Here is a 20,213-nt window from a genome sequence, read left to right as displayed (position 1 = left end):
TTGCATCAGTCGCCCACCACTTCCCGCCACGATACACGTGCAGGCGCCAGGACGGACGAATTGGTCTTGATGACGTTGCTCTCCGCATTGTCCATGTTGGTGAGCATGACGTTGCCCACGAAGATCGGGTTGTTCGGACCACTGGGCAGACCCAAGCCGGAAACCACCGCACCATTGGACAAGTCGCTGTTGTTGAAGCTTCCGTCGCTATTCAGATCGAAGAACGTGGAGTTCAACCGTCCGCCAGTGAACGGATTGATCGCCATGATCCAGCCGCGACCGCTCGGGTCGCACACGCTGGTGTTGTCCGGGATGCGCGTCGTGCCGATTAGTGCCAAGCCCTGGAAAATGTTCGGCACCACCATGCGCTCACCTTCGGCACCCCGCACGGGCGAGACCAGGTCCATGTACCACCCATTGACACTAGGAGTAGTTACGGCGTCGATCACGCGGGCACCAAGTCCATTCGCCAAGGTGGATTCACCCGTGATGGCTACGCGCTGCAGCACGTTGCGACCGCTGATAGCCGCACCTCGATCAATCAGGCCATACCAGCTCTGGACCTGGACATCGGAAAGGTCTTCTTCGTTGACGTACTTGCCAGTGCCAAAGTACACCCAGGTATCGTTGTTGTTCGGATTGCGCGACACGGTCGGCGCCGCGGTGATCGGCTGGGCGATGGCGCCATCCGTCGCCTGGAACATCGAGGTCACGGTCGGTGTGCCGGCCAGGTTGCCGAACCGCCACAGGTTACCGCGCAGGTCGCCGGCATAGACCCGGTCGACGAAGTCGGTTGCGCCTGTGTTCCATACGTTCGGGCCGGACAGACCATTATCGCCAGCCACGCCGGTGCTTGCCGTCGTCACCACGCCATTGTTGAGTCGGATCGAAATCAGCTGCGCGGTGCCGCCGCTGCCATTGGGGCCGTTGCCGATGAAAACGCGCCAATCCCCGTCCGCTACCTGCCCGATGATCGGCTTGCCCAGTGAATTGCCCATTGCCGGAATGTCGGTCGCGGTCTTTTCCCAAAGCAGCTGGACGCTGGATGGGTTGGTCACGTCCAGCGCATAGACACCGCGTCCACCACGCCCCATCGTACCGACCAGGATGGTACGCCACTGACCGCCCCAGTAAGCGTCGGCCACCGTGATGTCGCCATCCACGTAATACTGGTGCACATAGTTCGGATCCGCCAGCGCCGCCAGCCGCGGAATCACTTGCGATGGGATGAAGGCGAAGGTTTCCGCACCGGTCGTCGCGTTGAAGCCATGCAGCATGCCGTCATTGGCGCCGACGTAGACGGTCGGCGTGCGGGTCGCATTGGCGAGCACGAAGGCCATGTAGTCGTCGGCGCCCGTGAATTCTGCGCCATAGAAGAGTCTGGAATTGGGCGCGCCCACGTAAACCGGCTGGGAGTTGACGATATCGCCGAGCACGCTCTGGCGCGTGCGCAGCGTGCCGGCAGGCATCTCGTTAGCGCGGTCGCCGCGGATGTAATTGACCACCGACTGCGTACCCAGCGCGGTGGCCTGGGAAAGCAGCGTAAATCTCTGCAACGCGCCCGCATTGTTGATGTAGATCTGCCGGTTGACGTAGTTGGCGGGGAATTGCGAGCCCGCCGACCAAGCCTGCGTCAGTGCGCCGGTGTTCTGGTTCACGTTGTAACCCACCAACTCACCGCGCCATGCGCCGCTGTAGAACTGCGCCTGGTACGTCATGGCGCCCGTTTCCAGCTTGGTGGTATTGGAAGCGAACGACCCGCCTGAACCCCGCATGTCCTGCACGATCTTTGCAAAGACCTGTTTCAGACTCTCCACCATCCTCGCAGCTTCAGCCGCTACGTAGAAATTGGCCGGACGCTTGAAAGCGGTATTGCCATTGACGTACTGATTGGTCGCCCACCACTGGGAGTCCGCCAGCGGCGTAACATTGGTGTCGGGATTGTAGCCTGCAGGCACGGTGAAGCCACCGTACTTGGTCGCCAAGGAATATTGGTTGGATTGCGCTGTCTTATAGTCGCGGTTCTCCACCACGTCGACCCAATAGGTGGAGATTGTTTGTTTACCGGCGACAGGGTACGGACTGGTGGCAGGCCGGATGTCACGCGTATGCGCATCGTAAGCGAGCGCAGCTATGTACGCCGAGTTATACCGGGATGAACCGTTGAAGTAACTTGCTCTGGAGCGCGTGGTCGCGTCCGCGTCGTTGAACCCCTCCATGCGCCATATGTTCTTCATCATCGCCACCACATCCACGGACGTGTCGGCTGTGACTTCAGCAGGCTTCGCAGGTTCGCCTGTGGCATCGGTGGCGCCAGGCAGGTTTTTGTCGCGCCACGTATTGGTGTCACCCACGCCGAGGATCACGTTCGTCTGACAGGAATACCGCACCGGATCATCCCAATCCGTGATCACCGGGAAGCCATCTGCTAGTTGCCGGTCGCCATTGACCACCGCATAAGAGGGGACGTTGCCCTGCCGTTTGAAGTAGCGCAGTGCGGTGTAGTAAAGCTCGCTGACATTGTCGTAGGACTTCGCGTTGCGTCCCGTCTCCATCTGTCCGAACTTGTTCAGATAGTTGATGACACCGCTGTCGACGATGTTGGCGTTGGTATTGGTCGCGTCAGTGGCATCCGGATTTTGATAGAGGATGCCGGTCACCGGGTCCCACTCGCGATTGGGATTGCCCTGTGCACCCGATTCCGGGAAGTTGCTCGCGGGTCCGACAAACTTCTGCCGCGCGCGCATGACACCGCCTTCCGGCTCGGTGGCACCACCGTTGTTGAGATAACCGAAGATGCTGTAACGAATGCTGTTGGCGTATTGCTGGATCAAGCCCTCCGGCTTTGCGACGCCGCTGTAACTGGTATTGCAGTTGGCCTCCGGCATGCCTGCGACGCACACGGCAACGCGCACGCTGACCTCGAACACCACGTTGGCCTGGCTGACCTGGACACCATTGACGGTGATGTTGGTGTCGTTGAGCGAGTGGGAGGCCGGGTCGTAGGCGACGGGCTGGCCCGCACCCGGGTTGTTGTTGGCGAGGGCCGTGGAGTTGTTGCCGCTGGTGAAGCGCATCTTGTTGCCGAGACCGTCGATGCGTGTGCGGATGGTATTCCAACTAGCCGCCGTCGCAGCATTCACTGCGATCGGATTGGCACTGCCGGGATAGGTGCGGCGCGGGAAATTGGCCGTCGCGCTATCATTACCACTGCGGTCCGCCTTGGCTTTCTCCAGCCATGTCGCCGTGGTCGTGTCGCGTACACGATAACCACCGGTCAGGGCGGAGCGGAACGGGTCGATCGTCTGGGTAGCCGCCCAGTTCATGTAGTTGCCGCTCCACAGGGCGCCTACGCACGTGTGAGCGACGGACGCGGAGTCCGGCGCGAAGTGGCGCTCACTCTCCGTCGCGCTGTAGACGTATCGGTAACACTTCTCGGAATCGAAGTAGCCGACATAGGTGCTTGTCGCCACGTAATCGCCGAAGTTGGCCACGCTGATCAGCGTGGGGAACTCGACCGATGGCACCAGCGCCAGATTGCCTGGCACATCACGGCCGATCGACAGTGGTTTCTGGGAGATGTTCAACGAAGCGGCCGGAAAGGCGCTCGCAACGGCGAACACGCCGATCAACACCGCAATGGTGCGTTCCCTCGCCTTCCGCAGTGCGGAGCGCATACGCGGCTCCTGACGACGGGGCGACTCCGACTGGAAAGATTCAAGCGTCATCGCACACCTCACTTGACCACGATGTTGGACTGCAGGACCACGACGGCCCGGTCATTGGCGGACGGGTCATGGCTACGACCCGTGATTCGATAGAAATGCTGCAACGGAACGCCACCCGTACCCCCGTACTGGGCGCTGTTGGCGCTACTGCCCAGCGAGAGATCGTCCTCGTTGGTGTACTGGCCCATGTATTCGATGTAGTACTGGGGCGCACCGGCACCCGAGGCCAGCGTCTGGATGTTGGTGGTGGCGTTGGTCCAGCAATTCCGGCCTGCGGAGCACCCGGTGGTTCCGGTAAGCGCATTGGTGGGGATCGAGGGACAGGTGACGCCGGCCGTCGAGCAGTTGAACCCGGTGATCGCGCCCGCCAGTTCCGCGGCCTGTACGGCAGCCTCGGCGTCGCGCAACGCCGTCTCGGCAGACTGGAACGACAAGCTACGGTCGTACAGGTTGGCGCTCATGCGCTCGTCCAACAGCGTGGTCCGCAGTACGGCCAGGCCGAGCAGCGTCATGACCAACAACAGAATCAGGACGATGACCAGCGACGCACCTTGCTGCCGCGATGGTGTTTCATAGCCTGGGCGCGTCATGAGTTGCGATTCCTGATCGTGACGGTATGCGCGATCGTGCGCACGACAGGCGCACCCTCGATTTGTTCGTTGCTCTGCATGGTCAGAACCACACGCACCGCGGTGACCTGGCTCCAGTTCGTGACCGCGTTGGCGTCTTGGTAATCCGTCCCACCGTTGGACAGGTACTGCAGCTGCATGTCCTGCACGCCCTCTGCGACTTCTTGAACAGTCGAGGCGGGCGTGGCACCGCTTCGGGTCAGCAGCACCTGATAAAGCGAACGACGCGTCGGATCGCTGGTGCTGACACCGACGTACCACGCCGACGCTTTCAACTTGGCAATGACCGAGTTCGGCCCGTAGGTGTAGTAGGCGGCAGGATTGACGTCGCACGGGAGCTGGAGGGGATACTTCAGCGACTTCGTGCAGTTGCCAGGCGAGGCAACACCCACACCGGCGTTGTGGACGATCGTAACGTTCGAGGAGCTAGCGTTGGTGACCTGAAAGATCGCGGCCTGGATAAAGTCGCAAACCATCACGATGTCGCCGTCCACGAGGCCGTGACTGGTGGTATTGACCTTGAACTGAGCGGAATTTGGCTTGTGGTCCGTCACCGTGACGTCGCCGGAGGATCCCGAGCGCAGCTCGATCGCGTCCGTACCCGCGATACGATTTCTGGCAGCCACCCCGGTGGTCACCGTCGGAAGCGCTTGGGCCGCTTGCCCGTCGTAACCGCGAATGCCATCGCCCCAGTCGGTACCCCATGCGGCGGTATTTCTTAGCACGTTGACGATCGGCACCTTGGCAGAACAGGGTGAGCTTGCCGTCTGGCGCAGTTCGCGTGCCAGCAACTCGAAAGCCACCCGCCCGTTCTCTTGCACGAAGCTCAGGTTGTCAGCCGAACGGAACACCTGCTTGTTGGAGACGAAGATGCCGATCGCGGCACCAACGACGAGCAGACCGAGCAACAACGCAATCATCAGCTCGATCAGGCTGACACCACGAACGGCGCGCGCACCGCCTTTGAAGTGATTCAGGTTTTTCATATACGCACCGCCGTAACCACCCTGTTGCGTGCAGCCACACCATCCTGGAGTTCGGCGGGCGCTGCTTCCGAATTGCTGCTGGCACGGGAATCGTCCCAGTCGACCGTGACGACGAACTGGTTGCCGTTCTGGGCAATGCTCGCGCAGGCGCCGCTACCCATGGAGTGCGTGTTCTGCATGTCCGCGAACCAGTTATGGATGTCCTTCTGCGCCAAGGTGCCCCCCGTCGCCGGCACGATGCAGGTGCGCGCCATGTTGTAGTCGCCGGCAATCGCACGCTGGCGGTTCGCGCGCATCGCATCCAGAATCGAGTAGGTCTGGATCGTGGCCTGCGTGCGCTCCAGCGCGCTTTGGTTGTTGCGCAGCGCGGTCGCCTGCATCGCAGCCACCCCCAGCAAGCCGATGCCCATGATGAGGACGGCGATCAATACCTCGATCAAACCGGCGCCTCTTTGGGAACGTGGGCCCAACGAAGAGGCGCTATTGAAGTTGTGTGATTTCATTCTTGACCTCAAGGACAGGCTGCATTGCCCGCGGGCTTGGTGACGGCGACCCGGCTACCCGCCGCCAGCGTGACCAACCGCTTGTTGTCCGCCGGTTGCCGGGTGGGGATGCACACGTTGAACGTGTTGTCGACCAGTGCCCCGGTGGCGTTGTCGCGCACCATGCCGTCCGCACGGAACGTCAACGCCTGGGCGGTACTGCGGACCTCCAGCGGTGCCTTGATGCTGCTCGAACGCAGCAAGATCTCTCCCGCATCAACCGCAGCGTTACCGTTGGTATCCACGAAACTGATCCACCGCGTCCAGGTGGCGCCCGCGGTGGCGTTACAAGACGTGCCGTTGACGCTGCGGCAGAAGGTGACGCGCCTGTTGCTACGCAGCGATTCGATTCGGGCCTCCTGCAAACCCGCCACCAGCTCATTGGATTGAGCGGCGAGCCGATTGGAGTTGATCAGCGCGGTGAAGCTGGGCACCGCCATGGCAATGAGCACTGCCAGCACCGCGAGCGTGATGATGAGCTCCACCAGCGTGAACCCCGAAACCATGCGCCTGGACGGCAGGCTGGTACGCCCCCTGCCCGGTCCGACGGTGTACGTGCACAGATGCATGCGCAGCTTCCCCTTTAACGTGCCGCTACCCTAGGGCACGTCGTCCCGACCAGCCAGAGGTTTACCGATGGACGGGCTGGTCGGGGGCGCCAGCGGCAGGCGGCTGCATCCCGGGACTCGTCGATGCATCATGGGCGCCATCGCCCCGCCCGGTATCTGCATGTCCCCCTCCCGCCCCGCTCCCCCTCTGGACGCCTTGTGGCAAAGCTCGGTGGTGGTGTGGGTCCTGCTTGCCGGTGAGGGTCTGGCGGCCATCCTGGCCTTGGCGCCAGCCGGCGACGGGAATCGGTGGATCCACTTCGGAGTGGGTTCGCTGGCTATCCAATGGATCCTGCTGACCACACTTGGCGTGCTCTACGCCTTGCGGCGCCCTCTTTCCTCCTGGCGCCCGGCGACCGTGGCCTATGCCGCACTGATCCTGCTCGTCCTGTCCACCTGGCTGGTCTTTGGATTGAGCGCCTGGCTCTTGGCCGATCTCTGGCCCATGGACCAGGCCGAGCGGCTCCGATGGCTGGTGCGGCTCACCGCCTTGGCGCTGACCGTGGGAGCGCTGGGGTTGGCGGCCTTCCAGAACCACTGGCGCGCGCGCCAGTTGGCCGTTCGCGTTGCGCACTCCGAGCTTGAAGCCTTGCAAGCCCGCATCCGCCCCCACTTCCTGTTCAACACGCTCAACACTGGGGCGGCGCTGGTGCACCAGCGTCCGGAAGAAGCCGAACGGTTGCTGCTGGATTTGTCGGACCTGTTCCGCGCGGCGCTCGCTGGGCCGCGCGAAATCAGCCTGGCGGACGAACTGTCGCTGGTGCGTCGCTATCTGGAGATCGAAGGCCTGCGATTTGGCGCTCGACTGCGGGTGGAATGGCAGCTCCCGGACGTCTTGCCGACATTGGTGGTACCCGCCCTTTCGATCCAACCCCTGGTCGAGAACGCGATCCGGCACGGCGTGGAGCCGGCGGCCAATGGGGGCAATGTCAGCGTCGAGGTCGCCGAAGCGGGGGGATTCGTGCAGGTCACGGTAGCCAACGGGCTGCCCGCCTCGCCTGTACGCCCCACGGCCGGACACCAGGTGGGACTCAGTTCCGTCAGGGCGCGAATCCAGGCCATGACCCAGGGGCGCGGCAGCGTGGAAACCCAGGCGAAGGACGGCCGTTACACCGCTGTCCTCCGCCTGCCGATGCACTGACTCAGGTCACCACGCGGTAACAGGGCTTGTACTCGCCCGCGATCTTCATGCGCCGCTGTTCGACAAAGGCGCGCAGCAATGCATCGAGCGCCTGCATCATGGCCGGGTCGCCATGGATCTCGAAGGGGCCGAACTCTTCGATCCGCCGCATGCCGTCTTCTTTCACGTTGCCCGCCACGATGCCGGAGAACGCACGGCGCAGGTCCGCCGCCAGGTCGTGGACGGCTCGGCCGGGACGCAGCTGCAATGCCGCCATCGCTTCATGCGACGGAACGAAGGGCTGCTGGTAGTCCTCGGGAATCTGGACGGCCCAGTTGAAGAAGAACGAATCCTTGTGCTCGATGCGGTACTCGCGTACGCGCCGGATGCCGGCCACCATCTTCTTCGCGACCGCCACCGGGTCACCGATGATGATCTCGTAGCGCTCCGCAGCCTCATCGCCCAGCGTCAGCCGGATGAAACGGTCGATCTGCTCGAAGTAAGGCGCGGCGATGGTCGGGCCGGTGAGGATCAGCGGGAACGGCAGATGCGTATTTTCAGGGTGCAGCAGGATGCCGAGCAGGTACAGGATTTCTTCCGCGGTGCCGACGCCGCCCGGGAACACCAGGATGCCGTGGCCGATGCGGACGAAGGCCTCCAGGCGCTTCTCGATGTCCGGCATGATGACCAGGTGGTTGACGATCGGATTCGGCGATTCTGCAGCGATGATGCCCGGCTCGGTCACGCCGATGTAGCGGGTCTTCGCGCGACGCTGCTTGGCGTGCGCGATGGTCGCGCCCTTCATCGGCCCTTTCATCGCGCCCGGCCCGCAGCCGGTGCAGATATCCAGGCCTCGCAAGCCGAGCTCGTAGCCGACCTGCTTGGTGTAGAGGTACTCGTCGCGCGAGATCGAATGGCCGCCCCAGCAGACGACCAGGTTCGGGTCGGTGGGTTTGAGGATGCGCGCATTGCGCAGCAGGCCGAACACCGCATTGGTGATTCCGGCCGATGACTCGAGGTCGGCCGCGTATTCCGGCCCCAGTTCGATCGCGGTATAGGCCAGGTCGCGCACCACGGCGAACAGCAGTTCGGCTACGCCGCGGATGATCTCGCCATCGACGAAGGCCATCGCGGGTGCATTGATCAGGTCGATGCGCACGCCGCGATCCTGCTGCAGGACCTGGATGTCGAAATCGGGGTAAAGATCGCGCGCGGCGCGCGGATCGTCCGAAGCGCTGCCACTGGTCAGCACGGCCAGCGCGCAGCGGCGCAGGAGTTCATGCATGCCACCGCTCGAGGCGTCACGCAGGCGCGCCACTTCGGCGCGGGAAAGCACGTCCAGTCCGCCGCGCGGGTAGATCCGCGCGTCCTGTACCGGCAACGCCCTCGATGCCGTTTCGCTCATGGTTTTTCCTGTTTTCTGTCGTCAGGGGCGGGACTTTAACGCAGTCCCGCGGGCAAGAGGAGCCCGCCCAAAAAAGAACGGCCGGGTTTCCCCGGCCGTCCGATTTCACGCGTGATGCGAGTCCGTGGATCAGAACTCGTACTTCAGGCCCACCTGGAGCGACCACTGCGAGATGCCGTTGGTCTGGCTGTCCGCGTTGGTCGGCAGGCCCAGGGCCGTCGTCTGACCGAACTCCGGTACGCCGTTGAGGTTGCCACGGTAGCCGTAGACGTACTGGCCGTTGTAGATGCCCTGCAAGCTCGCCACCGCGTTGTTGGCGTTGAAGCCGTAGTCGATGACGTGGCCCCAGTCCTTGTTGATCAGGTTGCCGACGTTCTGGATGTCCAGCCAAACCTTCGACTTGTGACCCTTGAAGAAGCCGGGGAGCTCCTGGCTGATGCGGATGTCGAACGTGTTCACCCAACCGGTGGTGAAGCCGTTCTCCGGCGCATAGGTACCCTTGTAACGACTCAGGCCTTCCTGGGTCGACAGCCATTCCCAGAAGCGGGCTTCCATCACCGGATCGGCCGTGAACTGACCGGTCGCGCTCAGGCTGCCGAACAGCACGTCGCCCGGGCCCGCCGGCACGTAGAACAGGTCGTTGAAGGTACGGTTGTCGCCGTTGGCGTCGCCCGTGAAGATGTAGCTGTACGGACGGCCGCTGCGGCCTTCGTAGAACAGGCCGACCTGGGTCGCGTAGTCGCCGAAGAACTTGTGCGACCAGTTCAGCGAACCGCTGAAGCGGTCCTTGATCTCGTAGCGCGCCGTGGAGCTGGTCGGCTCGTTGATGCTGAAGCCGTACTGCGAACCGTAACCCGAGCCGGCGGTGGAGCTGGTCAGCGCGGACACTTCCTCGGCGTTGGTGCGGGTGTAGCCAATGCTCCAGGACCAGTCGCTGTCGCTGGAGAAAGGCTTGGTCAGCGAGACCGTCAGCTGCTGGCCCTTGCCCTTGTTGGTGTTCTCGAGCAGGAACACGTCACCGAAGTACGCGTTACGGCCGGTGCGCGCGCCATTGGGTGCCAGCGTACCGGTGCCGGCGGTGGTGTTGCCGAACGGACGAGCGCTGTTCGGGTTCCAGTACAGCACGCGGCCATCGGGACCGATGTAGCCCGGACCCACGTTGAGCGTGCGGTAGAACAGGCCGTTCTTGACGTCCGTCAGCAGCAACTCGGCCGACGCGACGACGCCGTTCCACGGAGTCTCGACATCGATGGCCAGGTTGGCCTTCCACACCGACGGCAGCTCGAAGTCGTCGCTGATCGCGTTCACGTTGCGTACGCCGGCACCGCCCGCGGGCACGTTCTGGTTCAGGCCATCGGGGCTGAACGGCACCAGCGTCGGGTTGGTGTAGTTCTGGTAGGAAATGTAGTTCATGCCCGTGCTGCTGTAGGCATTGCCCACCCACACCTGCGGCGCGTCGCCCTGGAACAGGCCAACGCCACCGCGCAGCTGGGCCGGACGCTCCCAGTCGAACGTGTAGTTGAAGCCGAAGCGCGGCTGGATGATGTAGTCGCCGTTATAGGTGTTGTTGTTGGCGATGCCGAAACCGCCGGTGTAGGTACCGCCGGTGCACGCGGCGTTCGCGGTGCCGGGAGCGGCGGCGAAGCACTCGTTGAACGGCGGGTTCGGGCTGGCTTCCGGCTTGTCGGCGCGCACGCCCAGGGTCAGCGTCAGGTTAGGCGTGACGTACCAGGTGTCCTGCACGAAGAAGCCGAGCGACTTGTTCTTGTAGCGCGCGGCGATCGCATCCGGGTTGGTCGGATTGGTCTGCAGGTCGTAGTCGAAGTAGCGGCCATTGATCAGGTTGCTGAAATCCGAGACGCCATTCACCAGCGGCACGTAGAAGCTGTAGTTGCCCCACGAGTCCTGCAGGAAGAAGTTGTAGATCTCGTTTTCGCTGTACTCGGCGCCGAACTTCAGGTCGTGGTCGCCCAGGGTCCAGGTGGCCGCACCGAAGTAATTCCAGGTCTCGGTCAGCAGCGCATTGCCGGGCGAGCTGCGCTCGGTACCCAGGCGGATCGCGTCGAGGCCGGCGAAGCTGTTGCTGTTGGTGCCGATCGGGTTGTTGTTGCCGTTGGTCGTGATGCCGTCATCGAAATACACCTGGATCGTCGGCGCGTTGGTCGGGCTGACGCGGACGGCGGAGTAGTCGCGGTACGACACCTTGAACTCGGTCGAGAACGTCTCGGACCAGTCGCTGAACAGCTGGCCGACATAGCTTTCCACGGTCTTGACGTGGTTGAACCAGTTCGAGCTCAGGGCCAGCACGCTGGCGGTGGACGCTTCCGGACGGACGCGGTTCTGCTCCAGCTTGCTGTAGCGCAGGCTGGCGCGGTGCGCATCGCTGATGTTCCAGTCCAGCTTCAGCGCGTACTCTTCAAGCTCGGTGTCGCCGCCGCCGCTCAGGTCGCCCGCATCGAAACCCCACACGTCGCGCGCGATGCGCTGCACTTCGGCCACATCGGCGGCGTCGAAGTCCGCGCCGCCCGAGGACAGCGGGTTGGTGCCCAGGGTCTTGCCGGCCGGACCGATGTTGGCCTGCTTGAACTTCTCGTAGTTGGCGAAGAAGAACAGCTTGTCCTTGATGATCGGGCCGCCCAGGGTGATACCCCAGGTCTTCTCGTCGTCGTACTCGTCGAACGGACGGTCGGTGACGTCGATGGTGGCGCCGGCCACACGTGCCGGATAGTCGCCGAACCAATCGCCATCACGGTAGGTGCCGTACACCGAACCGTGGAATTCGTTCGTACCGGACTTGGTCACGGCGTTGACATTGGCGCCGGCGGCGCCGGACATGGTCACGTCGTAGTTCGACAGATTGATGTCGATGGCCTCGATGGCCTCCATCGAGACCGGCTGGCGCTGCGTCGGCATGTTGTTGCCTTCCAGGCCGAAGGTGTCGCTGGCCGACACGCCGTCGATGGTGATCTTGTTGAAGCGCGGGTTCTGGCCGCCGGCGGTGATGCTGCCCGACGCGCGGTCGCTGAAGGTCACGCGCGGATCCAGGCGCATGTAGTCCTGGATGTTGCCGTTCACGGACGGCAGATTCTCGATGGTGACGCGGTCGACGCTGGTGCCCGAACCCATCTTGGTGGCGCTGAACACTTCCGAGCCACCGGCAAAGCCCACGGCAGTCACGGTTTCCAGGGTGGTCAGGTCGCCGGTCAGGGCGGCGTTGACGGTGTTCACCTGGTTCAGCGTCAGGAACACGTTGTCTTCGGTCTTGGTGCCCGAGCCCGACTTGGTGATGGTCACCTGGTAGGGACCACCGACGCGCAGGCCGCGCGCGGTGTAACGGCCGCTCGCGTCCGTGGTGGCGCGGCTGACGGTACCGGATTCGACGTGGGTGATGGTCACCTCGGCGCCGACGACGGGCTGGCCGCCATTGTCGGTGACCAGGCCGCCCACACCCGCCGAGGTGCTCTGCGCAAAGGCAGGCGCGGCGGCAAGTGCGGCAACGAGGCCAAGGCTGAGCTTGGACATGCGAAGACGACGGGATTGGTTCATCGGATAAACCTCAGGTACGGGAGTGATGTGGCGAAGCGGCTGACAAGACGTGCGGAACCGGCCGGTGAGGTCGGTTCAAGAGGGCGTGCTAGGGGTTCCCATGGCCCACGCGGCGTCCGCGGAGGTTAATAACAGGTTAACACGATAGGACCATTTTGTGACCGCGGCATGACAATCTTCCGCGGTGCAACATGACAGCCCAAGAGGCGCGTTGCGACGCGGTGTGCGGCCTTCGGGGTCAGATGTTGGGCGGCATCAGCTTGAGGTACGTCCCCACCCCATCCAGCACCATCTGGACGGAGATGGCGACAAGAAGCATGCCCATTAGCCGCTCGATCGCGGTCAGTACGCTGCGGCCCAGCCACTTGTAGAGCACCGTGGCGGAGATCAGGATCGCGGCGGTCGCGGCCCAGGCGATCAGCAGGGCGAGGCTCCAGTCGCCCAGCCGGTCGGGCTCGGAACTGCCCATCAGCATCACGGCCGCCATGCCCGACGGGCCAGCGACCAGGGGGATGGCGAGCGGGACGATGAAGGGTTCGCCGCCCGGGGTTTCGCCCATCAGGCCTTCGGGGCGCGGGAAGATCATCCGCACGCCGATCAGGAACAGCACGATGCCGCCGGCGATAGCCACGGATTCCTGGCGTAGATGCATCAATTCCAGCGCGTACTTGCCGCACCACAGGAACAGCATCAACACCGCCAGCGCGATCAGCAGTTCCCGAACCACCACGATGCGCTGCCGCCGCGTGGGCAGCGGCTTCAACACGCTGAGGAACACCGGGATGTTGCCCAGCGGGTCCAGGATCAGGAACAGCAGCATCGCCGCCGACAGGATGGTCATGCGCGCACTTTCCAGACCTGCCCGCGGTGGGCGGCGCCATCAGATGACAGCAGCGTGACACAGGCGCCGGCGTAGTCGGCCGCCTCGCGCGCCTGCAGATCGGTGTCGTCCGCGTAGGCGCGCGACCTCAGGCCGGTACGCATCGGGCCCGGCTGCAGTGCGGACACGCGAATGGACGACGAAGCCAGTTCCGCGTGCAGCATGCCCACCATCGCGGCGACTCCATGCTCGGCGATGCCGTAGGCGCCCCAGTAGGGCTGGCCGACACGTTCCAGATCGTCCAAGGCGAACACCAACGCTGCGTCCTGCGATTGCCGCAACAGCGGAAGGCAGGCCTGGGACAGCCACCAGGGCGCCGTCAGGTTGACGTGCATGACGCGCGCGAACGCTGCGGGGTCGGTGTGCTCGAGCGGCGTCAGCCCCTTGAACTCGACGGCGCAATGGAGCACACCATCCAGGCGACCCAGTTCGGCGCGCAACCGATCGGCCAGTTCCGCATAGTCGTCGGGCGTGGCGCCTTCCAGGTCCAGTGGATACAGCAACGGCTCCGCGCCGGCCTGCGCGACCGCATCGTAGACACGATTCAATTTCGGCACCTTGCGGCCCAGCAGTACCACGGTCGCGCCCGCCTGCGCACACGCGACAGCCGCCGCGCTACCCAGCCCGCCGTGTGCACCACTGACCAGGACGACGCGCTGGTCCAGCGCGCGCGGCGCGCGGGTAGGCAATCCGATCAGGCTCACGGCGACAACGCCTCCGCGACGATGCGCTGGAGCTCGCCGGACTCGTGCAGTTCGAGCGTGATGTCGCAGCCGCCGATCAGCTCGCCGTTGATGAAAAGTTGCGGGAACGTGGGCCAATTCGAGAAGCGCGGCAGGTTGGCGCGGATCTCGGGCTCTTCCAGCACGTTGATCGTGTAGAGATGTTCGGCGCCCGCTTCGCGCAACGCCTGCATCGCGCGACTGGAGAAGCCGCACATCGGGAACTGCGGCGTGCCCTTCATGAAAAGGACGATCGGGTGGCCATCCACTTCGGCCTGGATGCGTTCCATCACCGGCATGCTGATTTCTCCTTCCTTGACGGTTTGGCAACCACCGTCGGGTACACTTTCGGTCCGCTCCGCAGGCCTCGCCGGCGGATTGCCCATTGTAAGCCTTCGCATCGCCCCGACGATGCCCGGCATGCCCTTTGACCCGCCTAGCGTAAGGAACCGAGCCATGGCCATCGAACTGCCCCCCCTGCCCTACGACCGCACCGCCCTGGAGCCGCACATCTCCGGCGAGACCATCGACTTCCACTACGGCAAGCACCACAAGACCTACGTGGACAACCTCAACAAGCTGATCGAAGGCACCGAGCTGGCCGACGCGTCGCTGGAAGAGATCGTGCGCAAGTCGCAGGGCGGCATGTTCAACAACGCCGCGCAGGTCTGGAACCACACCTTCTACTGGAACTGTCTCAAGCCCAATGGCGGCGGTGAGCCGACCGGAAAGCTGGCCGAGCTGATCAACAAGACCTTCGGCGACTTCGCCAAGTTCAAGGAAGAATTCACCAAGACCGCCATCGGCACCTTCGGTTCCGGCTGGGGCTGGCTAGTGCAGCGTCCGGACGGTTCGTTGGCGTTGGCCAGCACGTCCAACGCCGCTACTCCGCTGACCGGCGAAGACAAGCCGCTGCTGACGATCGACGTGTGGGAACACGCTTACTACATCGACTATCGCAACGCGCGTCCGAAGTACGTCGAGTCATTCTGGGCCCTGGTCAACTGGGACTTCGTGGCCGGCAACCTGCGCTGATCGCGCATCGGCACCGCACGTTCGAACGGCCGGGGAAACCCGGCCGTTTTTCTTGTCCTCGATGCTGGCTGCCGGATGAATCCCGGTCGCAATGGCGTCAACACGCGCAGGGTTGCAGGCGTTCCCCGGGGTGTGGTCCCACCCCGAGGAGAACACCATGGCATTGCGTTACGGATTGGCTGGATCCCTGCTTACCGTCCTGCTGGCGATGTCGGCGAACGCCGACGCCGCGCCACGGGACCGCGACAACAACCCACCCGGCCCCGTCGGCGGCCGCGGCACCAACTGGGAGAATCCGCCAGGCTGGAAGGGCGGTCCCGGCACATCGCCCGACCGCCGCTGGTATCGGCACGGCGGCAAGCGCTACGAGTTCGTCGTCGTGAAGAACGGGTACTACTTCAATCCCCAATACGGTTACTGGCACCCGCGCTATGGCCTGTGGAACCAGGCCAAGCGTTGCTGGTTCGACCTGGACAACAATCCGCCGGGCCCGCGTGGCGGTCGCGGCACGAACTGGGAGAATCCGCCCGGCCCGAAGGGTGGACCGGGTGCATCGCCGGACCGCTTTGGCCGCTGCCGCTGAGGCACGACGGCGCGCAATGAAGAACGGCCGGATGACCCGGCCGTTCTTCTTTCCGGCGATAGCGGCCGATGTCAGGCGGTAAGGCGCGCGATGACGGGGGCGACCTGCGCCTGGCGCGCCAGGCCCACGCCGATGCGCGCCAACGCATGGGCGAGCGCTTCCGCATCGTCGGCGCGCACGGTGGCATGTCCCACCTTGCGTCCGCCACGCGATTCCTTGCCGTAATCGTGCCAGTGGCCGCCCGCTTCCTGCAGCACCGGCGCGGCGGCCGGCATCTCGCCGATCCAGTTCAACATGCAGGCGTGCCCCAGCACGCGCGTGTCGCCGAGCGGCAGGCCTAGCACGGCACGCAGGTGGTTCTGGAACTGGGAGGTTTCCGCACCTTCGATCGTCCAGTGCCCCGAATTGTGGACGCGCGGCGCCATCTCGTTGGCCAGCCATTGGCCATCGCGATGGAAGAGCTCCAGTGCGAACACGCCCACGTAGTCCAGCGCTTCGGCCAGCTTACGCGCATGTTCGCGGGCAGCGTGTGCCAGTGCCTCATCGATCCGCGCAGGCGCCAAGCTGGCCGACAGCACGCCATCGACATGCCAGTTTTCGGTCAAGGGCCACGTGCGGAATTCGCCATCGCGGCCACGCACCGCCACCACCGACAGCTCGCGCTCGAACGGAATGAAGGCCTCCACGATCAGGCCCACCGTTTCCGCCTGCGTACCCAATGCTTCCCAAGCGGCATCGACATCGCCGACGGAGCGCAGGCGGAACTGGCCCTTGCCGTCGTAGCCCAGCCGACGCGTCTTGAGGATGCAGGCGCCGCCGAGGCGCTCCACTTCATCGCGCAGTTGTTCGTACGACGCGACATCGGCGAACGCGCCCACCGGGATGCCCAGCTCGCGGAACAGGGTCTTCTCGACCAGCCGGTCCTGTGCGACGGCGAGCGCGCGGGGATTGGGGAAGACCGGAACACGCTGCGCGAGCCATTCCGCGCTTTCAGCCGGCACGTTCTCGAAATCGAAGGTGGCCACGTCGACTCTCGACGCGAATTCGGCCAGCGCCGCTTCATCACGGTAGTCGCCGACGAGCAGCGGCGCGAATTGGCCCGCGCAGGCGTCCGGCGCGGTGTCCATCACGAGGAAGCGCAGGCCCAGCGGCGCGCCCGACAGCGCGAGCATGCGTGCCAGTTGTCCGCCGCCAAGGATGCCGACCGTCGTCATAGCGGTTGGCGCGGGTCGTCGTGCGCCATCACGTCATCGGTCTGGCGCGCACGGAATGCGGTCAGCGCCGCGCCGATGGCAGGGTATTCCGGTGCGAGCAGCGCCGCGGCGAACAGGCCCGCATTGGCCGCGCCAGCATTGCCGATCGCGAACGTCGCCACCGGGATGCCCGCCGGCATCTGCACGATGGACAGCAGCGAATCCATGCCGTTGAGCGCCTTCGACTGCACCGGCACACCGAGCACCGGCACCGCCGTCTTTGCGGCCAGCATGCCCGGCAGGTGCGCTGCGCCGCCGGCACCGGCGATGATGGCGCGCAGGCCACGCGAGGCGGCTTCATCGGCATACGAGAAAAGCACGTCGGGCGTGCGGTGCGCCGAAACCACCTTCACTTCGTAGGGCACGCCCAGCGCATCCAGCTTCTGCGCGGCGTGCTGCATGGTGTCCCAGTCGGAGCGGGAGCCCATCACGATGCCCACCACGGGGCTGGAAACGCTGGCGGTCATGGCCGTCCTCGGTCGCAAAGACGTATTCTACCCTCCTGACTGAACCACCGATCGAGTCCCGACCCCTCATGGACCGCAAACTGCTGGACCTGCTGTGCTGCCCCACCACCCGCCAACCGTTGGCCGTGCTCGATTCGCGCGGCCTTGACGCGTTGAACCGCGCGATCGGCAGCGGCCAGGTCAAGCGGGCCGACGACACCGTGGTCACCGAGACGCTGAGGGAGGCACTGGTCACGCACGATCGCAAGATCGCGTACCGGGTCGAAGACGGCATTCCCGTCCTGCTCGCCGAAGAAGCGATCGCCACCGCTCAGGCGGACGATTTCCTCACCCGATGAGCGAGCGCCCGACGCCCCCGCCGGAGAACGTGATCCGCGACGATGTCGCGCGCGCGTTGGCCGAGGACGTCGGTCCCGGCGATGTCACCGCGGCGCTCTTGCCCGACACCTCAGACATCGCCTACCTGCTTTGCAAGGAAGCGGCCGTCATCGCCGGGCGCCCGTGGTTTGATGCCTGCCATCGTGCCCTCGATCCGGACGTGAAAATCGAGTGGCGCGTGCAGGAAGGCGACCACGTAGCGGCCCGAACCGTACTGGCGACGCTATCCGGCCGCACGCGCGCCCTGGTCACGGCCGAGCGCGCCGCGCTGAATTTCCTGCAGACACTGTCCGGTACCGCGACCACCACGTCGGCTTATGTCGATGCGGTGCGCGGCACCGGCTGCACGATCCTCGACACGCGCAAGACCCTGCCTGGCCTGCGCCTGGCGCAGAAGTACGCAGTCCGCTGCGGCGGTGGGCGCAACCATCGCATCGGCCTGTACGACACCGTGATGCTGAAGGAGAACCACGTGCGTGCCGCTGGTTCGCTCACCGCGGCGATCCGCGCCGCGCGGTCCGCACAGCCGTCATTGCCGCTGATCGTCGAGGTGGAAACGCTCGACCAGTTGGATGAAGCGCTGTCGGAGGGCTGCGAACGCATCCTGATCGACGACTTCGATGCCGATACCCGCCGCGAAGCCGTGCGGCGCGCGAAGGCAGCGCCTTACGACGGCCGCATTCCGCTGGAAGTTTCCGGCGGCGTGGACATGTCGACGCTCGCCGGCATCGCCGCCGACGGGGTGGATTTCGTCTCCATCGGCGGGCTTACCAAGCACGTGCGCGCCATCGACCTGTCGATGAAGCTCGGTCCCGCACCTTGAGCATGTCGCCGCTCAGCGCATTGTTGTGGATGGTGGCGGCCGCCGCGGCCTTCGCCTACTGGAATGCCGCGCGTGCGGCCGCCGAGCGGGCGGGCGTGCTCGGCCGCAACGCCTGCAAGGCGGCGGGCGTGATCTGGCTTGACCAGAGCGTGCACGCCGCAGGATTGCGGGTGTGCCGGGGCGAGGATGGATGGCTGGGATTCGAGCGCAGCTTCCGCTTCGAGTACTCGCACGATGGCATCGACCGTCATGTCGGCCGCATGGTGCTGCGCAAGGGCGAGTTGGTGTCGTTCGTGGGGCCGGTCGTTCCGTCGGTCACCCCGCTCGACCTGCACTGACCGCGCTGCGCCCGCAGCGCGCTACTTCACCACGCGCAAGAACGGTGGACGCTTGCCTGGTGTCGGCGGGGTCTCGTCATCGGGCGGCGTATCGTGCGATGGCGGCTCATCGTCGCCATCAGGTTCCGGGCCGGGAGCCACATCATCAGGCAACGCCATGCCCTGCCCCGTCTCACGCGAATAGATCGCGAGCACGGCGCTGATCGGAACGTACACCGGATGACTGACGCCCCCGAAACGCGCGGTGAAGCTCACCGCCTCGTTGTCGATCACCAGCCGCACGACCGCGCGCTCGGCGATGTTGAGCACGACCTTGCCTTCCTTCACCGCGCTCATCGGCACCTGCACACCTGCCTGGGTGGCATCCACGAGCAGGTGCGGCGTCATGCCGTTGTCCGCGATCCACTCGTTGAGCGCCCGCAGCAGGTACGGGCGGTGGCTGGTCATGCGGGAGGAATCGTCGGTCATGGAAGTCTCTGGAGCCGATCGCAAGCGACGCGTACGCGCGAATCGGCTGGGCGGGATGCCGGCTAGGCCGGGATCTCGCGAAGCTTCTTCTCTGCGTCCGTCAGACTGCGGATGAAGCCGGGGTTGCGGAAGATGCGGTTGCCGTAATCCTCGATCGCCTTGCCGTCCTTCGGCAGCGGCACGTCCAGCGAAGGCAGGCGCCAGATGATCGGGGCCATCGCGCAATCGGCGAGGCTCATTTCGGGATTGAGGAAGAACTTGCTCGCCTTGAACAGCGGCACCGACGCGGTCAGCAATTCCTTCAAGCGCTTGCGACCGGCTTCGGCCTGCTGCTTGTTGCCCAACTGGATCGCCTGCACTTGCGGCACCCAGTCGTGCTCGATTCGCAGCATGGCAAGGCGCAGTCGCGCGCGGGAGAGCGGGTCCACCGGCATCAGCGGAGGATGCGGATAGCGTTCGTCCAGGTATTCGCTGACCACCGAGGCGGCATACAGCACCAAGTCGCGCTCCACCAAAGTGGGCACGGAATGGTAGGGATTGAGGTCGATGAGGTCTTCGGGCGGGTTCTGCGGATCCACCGGCACCAGGTCGTAACTCACGCCCTTGGCGGCGAGCACCAACCGCACGCGATGGCAGAGCACATCATCGGTGGAGGAAAACAACGTCAGTGTATTGCGCATACGTGGACTCGCAGCCATTCAC

20 protein-coding genes are annotated in these 20,213 nt (G+C 64.6%); 6 read left to right on the top strand and 14 right to left on the bottom strand.

Annotated elements, in window-relative coordinates; all coding sequences use genetic code 11:
- Nucleotides 1-5 precede the first annotated feature (5 nt).
- The 5 genes from ACSION_RS06485 to ACSION_RS06465 are packed head-to-tail and all read right to left on the bottom strand — an operon-like array spanning nucleotide 6 to nucleotide 6,391.
- Nucleotides 6-3,677 (bottom strand): pilus assembly protein, encoded by a 3,672-nt coding sequence (locus ACSION_RS06485; protein ID WP_435305346.1) that lies wholly within the window; start codon nucleotides 3,675-3,677, stop codon nucleotides 6-8.
- A 59-nt stretch (nucleotides 3,678-3,736) separates the two neighbouring features.
- Nucleotides 3,737-4,318: a pilus assembly PilX family protein gene (locus ACSION_RS06480; protein WP_435305345.1), complete on the bottom strand. Its 582-nt coding sequence runs from the start codon at nucleotides 4,316-4,318 to the stop codon at nucleotides 3,737-3,739.
- On the bottom strand, nucleotides 4,315-5,343 hold the full coding sequence (locus tag ACSION_RS06475) for a PilW family protein (protein WP_435305344.1): 1,029 nt from the start codon (nucleotides 5,341-5,343) through the stop codon (nucleotides 4,315-4,317). Before ACSION_RS06475 ends, ACSION_RS06480 begins: the two co-directional genes overlap by 4 nt.
- A complete protein-coding gene (gene pilV / locus ACSION_RS06470; protein ID WP_435305343.1) occupies nucleotides 5,340-5,846 on the bottom strand; it encodes a type IV pilus modification protein PilV in 507 nt (168 codons plus the stop codon). Before pilV ends, ACSION_RS06475 begins: the two co-directional genes overlap by 4 nt.
- Nucleotides 5,847-5,854: 8 nt before the next feature.
- Nucleotides 5,855-6,391, bottom strand: coding sequence for a GspH/FimT family pseudopilin (locus tag ACSION_RS06465; protein WP_435306669.1), 537 nt, complete (start codon nucleotides 6,389-6,391; stop codon nucleotides 5,855-5,857).
- A gap of 193 nt (nucleotides 6,392-6,584) precedes the next feature.
- On the opposite strand from ACSION_RS06465, the gene ACSION_RS06460 reads away from it, so the two are divergent.
- Nucleotides 6,585-7,634 (top strand): sensor histidine kinase, encoded by a 1,050-nt coding sequence (locus ACSION_RS06460; protein ID WP_435305342.1) that lies wholly within the window; start codon nucleotides 6,585-6,587, stop codon nucleotides 7,632-7,634.
- A 1-nt stretch (nucleotide 7,635) separates the two neighbouring features.
- On the opposite strand, the gene ppnN is transcribed toward ACSION_RS06460, so the two are convergent.
- The 5 genes from ppnN to grxD form a co-directional block, all read right to left on the bottom strand.
- Nucleotides 7,636-9,018, bottom strand: a complete 1,383-nt coding sequence (gene ppnN, locus ACSION_RS06455) for a nucleotide 5'-monophosphate nucleosidase PpnN (protein WP_435305341.1) — start codon at nucleotides 9,016-9,018, stop codon at nucleotides 7,636-7,638.
- A 129-nt stretch (nucleotides 9,019-9,147) separates the two neighbouring features.
- Nucleotides 9,148-12,564, bottom strand: a complete 3,417-nt coding sequence (locus tag ACSION_RS06450) for a TonB-dependent receptor (RefSeq protein ID WP_435305340.1) — start codon at nucleotides 12,562-12,564, stop codon at nucleotides 9,148-9,150.
- Nucleotides 12,565-12,802: 238 nt separating this feature from the next.
- Entirely contained in the window at nucleotides 12,803-13,405 is a 603-nt protein-coding gene (locus ACSION_RS06445) for a YhgN family NAAT transporter (protein ID WP_435305339.1), read from the bottom strand.
- Nucleotides 13,402-14,148, bottom strand: coding sequence for an SDR family NAD(P)-dependent oxidoreductase (locus tag ACSION_RS06440; protein ID WP_435305338.1), 747 nt, complete (start codon nucleotides 14,146-14,148; stop codon nucleotides 13,402-13,404). The genes ACSION_RS06445 and ACSION_RS06440 overlap by 4 nt, the downstream gene beginning before the upstream one ends.
- A complete protein-coding gene (gene grxD / locus ACSION_RS06435) occupies nucleotides 14,145-14,465 on the bottom strand; it encodes a Grx4 family monothiol glutaredoxin (protein ID WP_056878201.1) in 321 nt (106 codons plus the stop codon). The genes ACSION_RS06440 and grxD overlap by 4 nt, the downstream gene beginning before the upstream one ends.
- A gap of 157 nt (nucleotides 14,466-14,622) precedes the next feature.
- On the opposite strand from grxD, the gene ACSION_RS06430 reads away from it, so the two are divergent.
- The gene (locus ACSION_RS06430) at nucleotides 14,623-15,201 is read left to right on the top strand and encodes a superoxide dismutase (RefSeq protein ID WP_056878200.1); all 579 of its coding nucleotides are present in this window, start codon (nucleotides 14,623-14,625) and stop codon (nucleotides 15,199-15,201) included.
- Between the two features lie 157 nt (nucleotides 15,202-15,358).
- Complete coding sequence (locus tag ACSION_RS06425; protein ID WP_435305337.1) at nucleotides 15,359-15,784, top strand: hypothetical protein; 426 nt, start codon at nucleotides 15,359-15,361, stop codon at nucleotides 15,782-15,784.
- A 71-nt stretch (nucleotides 15,785-15,855) separates the two neighbouring features.
- On the opposite strand, the gene ACSION_RS06420 is transcribed toward ACSION_RS06425, so the two are convergent.
- Together ACSION_RS06420 and purE are read right to left on the bottom strand one after the other, a co-directional pair.
- A complete protein-coding gene (locus ACSION_RS06420; protein ID WP_435305336.1) occupies nucleotides 15,856-16,998 on the bottom strand; it encodes a 5-(carboxyamino)imidazole ribonucleotide synthase in 1,143 nt (380 codons plus the stop codon).
- Nucleotides 16,995-17,504, bottom strand: a complete 510-nt coding sequence (purE, locus tag ACSION_RS06415) for a 5-(carboxyamino)imidazole ribonucleotide mutase (RefSeq protein WP_056878198.1) — start codon at nucleotides 17,502-17,504, stop codon at nucleotides 16,995-16,997. Before purE ends, ACSION_RS06420 begins: the two co-directional genes overlap by 4 nt.
- A 68-nt stretch (nucleotides 17,505-17,572) precedes the next feature.
- Here purE and ACSION_RS06410 point away from each other — a divergent pair, with 68 nt between their 5' ends.
- Genes ACSION_RS06410 through ACSION_RS06400 form a run of 3 tightly spaced genes read left to right on the top strand, consistent with a single transcriptional unit; the run spans nucleotide 17,573 to nucleotide 19,043 of the window.
- On the top strand, nucleotides 17,573-17,842 hold the full coding sequence (locus tag ACSION_RS06410) for a Trm112 family protein (RefSeq protein ID WP_435305335.1): 270 nt from the start codon (nucleotides 17,573-17,575) through the stop codon (nucleotides 17,840-17,842).
- Nucleotides 17,839-18,705: a carboxylating nicotinate-nucleotide diphosphorylase gene (gene nadC / locus ACSION_RS06405; RefSeq protein ID WP_435305334.1), complete on the top strand. Its 867-nt coding sequence runs from the start codon at nucleotides 17,839-17,841 to the stop codon at nucleotides 18,703-18,705. Before ACSION_RS06410 ends, nadC begins: the two co-directional genes overlap by 4 nt.
- A gap of 2 nt (nucleotides 18,706-18,707) precedes the next feature.
- Complete coding sequence (locus tag ACSION_RS06400) at nucleotides 18,708-19,043, top strand: DUF3301 domain-containing protein (RefSeq protein WP_093490345.1); 336 nt, start codon at nucleotides 18,708-18,710, stop codon at nucleotides 19,041-19,043.
- A gap of 21 nt (nucleotides 19,044-19,064) precedes the next feature.
- Here the strand turns inward: ACSION_RS06400 and ACSION_RS06395 are convergent, their stop codons facing one another.
- Together ACSION_RS06395 and ACSION_RS06390 are read right to left on the bottom strand one after the other, a co-directional pair.
- Complete coding sequence (locus ACSION_RS06395; protein WP_435305333.1) at nucleotides 19,065-19,511, bottom strand: ClpXP protease specificity-enhancing factor; 447 nt, start codon at nucleotides 19,509-19,511, stop codon at nucleotides 19,065-19,067.
- Nucleotides 19,512-19,573: 62 nt separating this feature from the next.
- Complete coding sequence (locus ACSION_RS06390) at nucleotides 19,574-20,209, bottom strand: glutathione S-transferase N-terminal domain-containing protein (protein ID WP_093490343.1); 636 nt, start codon at nucleotides 20,207-20,209, stop codon at nucleotides 19,574-19,576.
- Between the last annotated feature and the right edge of the window lie 4 nt (nucleotides 20,210-20,213).

It is taken from the genome of Pseudoxanthomonas sp. LjRoot125 (assembly GCF_964252705.1).
Classification (GTDB): Bacteria; Pseudomonadota; Gammaproteobacteria; order Xanthomonadales; family Xanthomonadaceae; genus Pseudoxanthomonas_A.
This window is presented reverse-complemented; position numbering and strand designations above follow the sequence as displayed.

Coding starts and splice junctions, on each gene's coding strand:
- ACSION_RS06485 (WP_435305346.1), bottom strand. CDS start 3,677: ATGCGCTCCGCACTGCGGAAGGCGAGGGAACGCACCATTGCGGTGTTG.
- ACSION_RS06480 (WP_435305345.1), bottom strand. CDS start 4,318: ATGACGCGCCCAGGCTATGAAACACCATCGCGGCAGCAAGGTGCGTCG.
- ACSION_RS06475 (WP_435305344.1), bottom strand. CDS start 5,343: ATGAAAAACCTGAATCACTTCAAAGGCGGTGCGCGCGCCGTTCGTGGT.
- pilV (WP_435305343.1), bottom strand. CDS start 5,846: ATGAAATCACACAACTTCAATAGCGCCTCTTCGTTGGGCCCACGTTCC.
- ACSION_RS06465 (WP_435306669.1), bottom strand. CDS start 6,391: ATGGTTTCGGGGTTCACGCTGGTGGAGCTCATCATCACGCTCGCGGTG.
- ACSION_RS06460 (WP_435305342.1), top strand. CDS start 6,585: ATGGGCGCCATCGCCCCGCCCGGTATCTGCATGTCCCCCTCCCGCCCC.
- ppnN (WP_435305341.1), bottom strand. CDS start 9,018: ATGAGCGAAACGGCATCGAGGGCGTTGCCGGTACAGGACGCGCGGATC.
- ACSION_RS06450 (WP_435305340.1), bottom strand. CDS start 12,564: ATGAACCAATCCCGTCGTCTTCGCATGTCCAAGCTCAGCCTTGGCCTC.
- ACSION_RS06445 (WP_435305339.1), bottom strand. CDS start 13,405: ATGACCATCCTGTCGGCGGCGATGCTGCTGTTCCTGATCCTGGACCCG.
- grxD (WP_056878201.1), bottom strand. CDS start 14,465: ATGCCGGTGATGGAACGCATCCAGGCCGAAGTGGATGGCCACCCGATC.
- ACSION_RS06430 (WP_056878200.1), top strand. CDS start 14,623: ATGGCCATCGAACTGCCCCCCCTGCCCTACGACCGCACCGCCCTGGAG.
- ACSION_RS06425 (WP_435305337.1), top strand. CDS start 15,359: ATGGCATTGCGTTACGGATTGGCTGGATCCCTGCTTACCGTCCTGCTG.
- ACSION_RS06420 (WP_435305336.1), bottom strand. CDS start 16,998: ATGACGACGGTCGGCATCCTTGGCGGCGGACAACTGGCACGCATGCTC.
- purE (WP_056878198.1), bottom strand. CDS start 17,504: ATGACCGCCAGCGTTTCCAGCCCCGTGGTGGGCATCGTGATGGGCTCC.
- ACSION_RS06410 (WP_435305335.1), top strand. CDS start 17,573: ATGGACCGCAAACTGCTGGACCTGCTGTGCTGCCCCACCACCCGCCAA.
- nadC (WP_435305334.1), top strand. CDS start 17,839: ATGAGCGAGCGCCCGACGCCCCCGCCGGAGAACGTGATCCGCGACGAT.
- ACSION_RS06400 (WP_093490345.1), top strand. CDS start 18,708: ATGTCGCCGCTCAGCGCATTGTTGTGGATGGTGGCGGCCGCCGCGGCC.
- ACSION_RS06395 (WP_435305333.1), bottom strand. CDS start 19,511: ATGACCGACGATTCCTCCCGCATGACCAGCCACCGCCCGTACCTGCTG.
- ACSION_RS06390 (WP_093490343.1), bottom strand. CDS start 20,209: ATGGCTGCGAGTCCACGTATGCGCAATACACTGACGTTGTTTTCCTCC.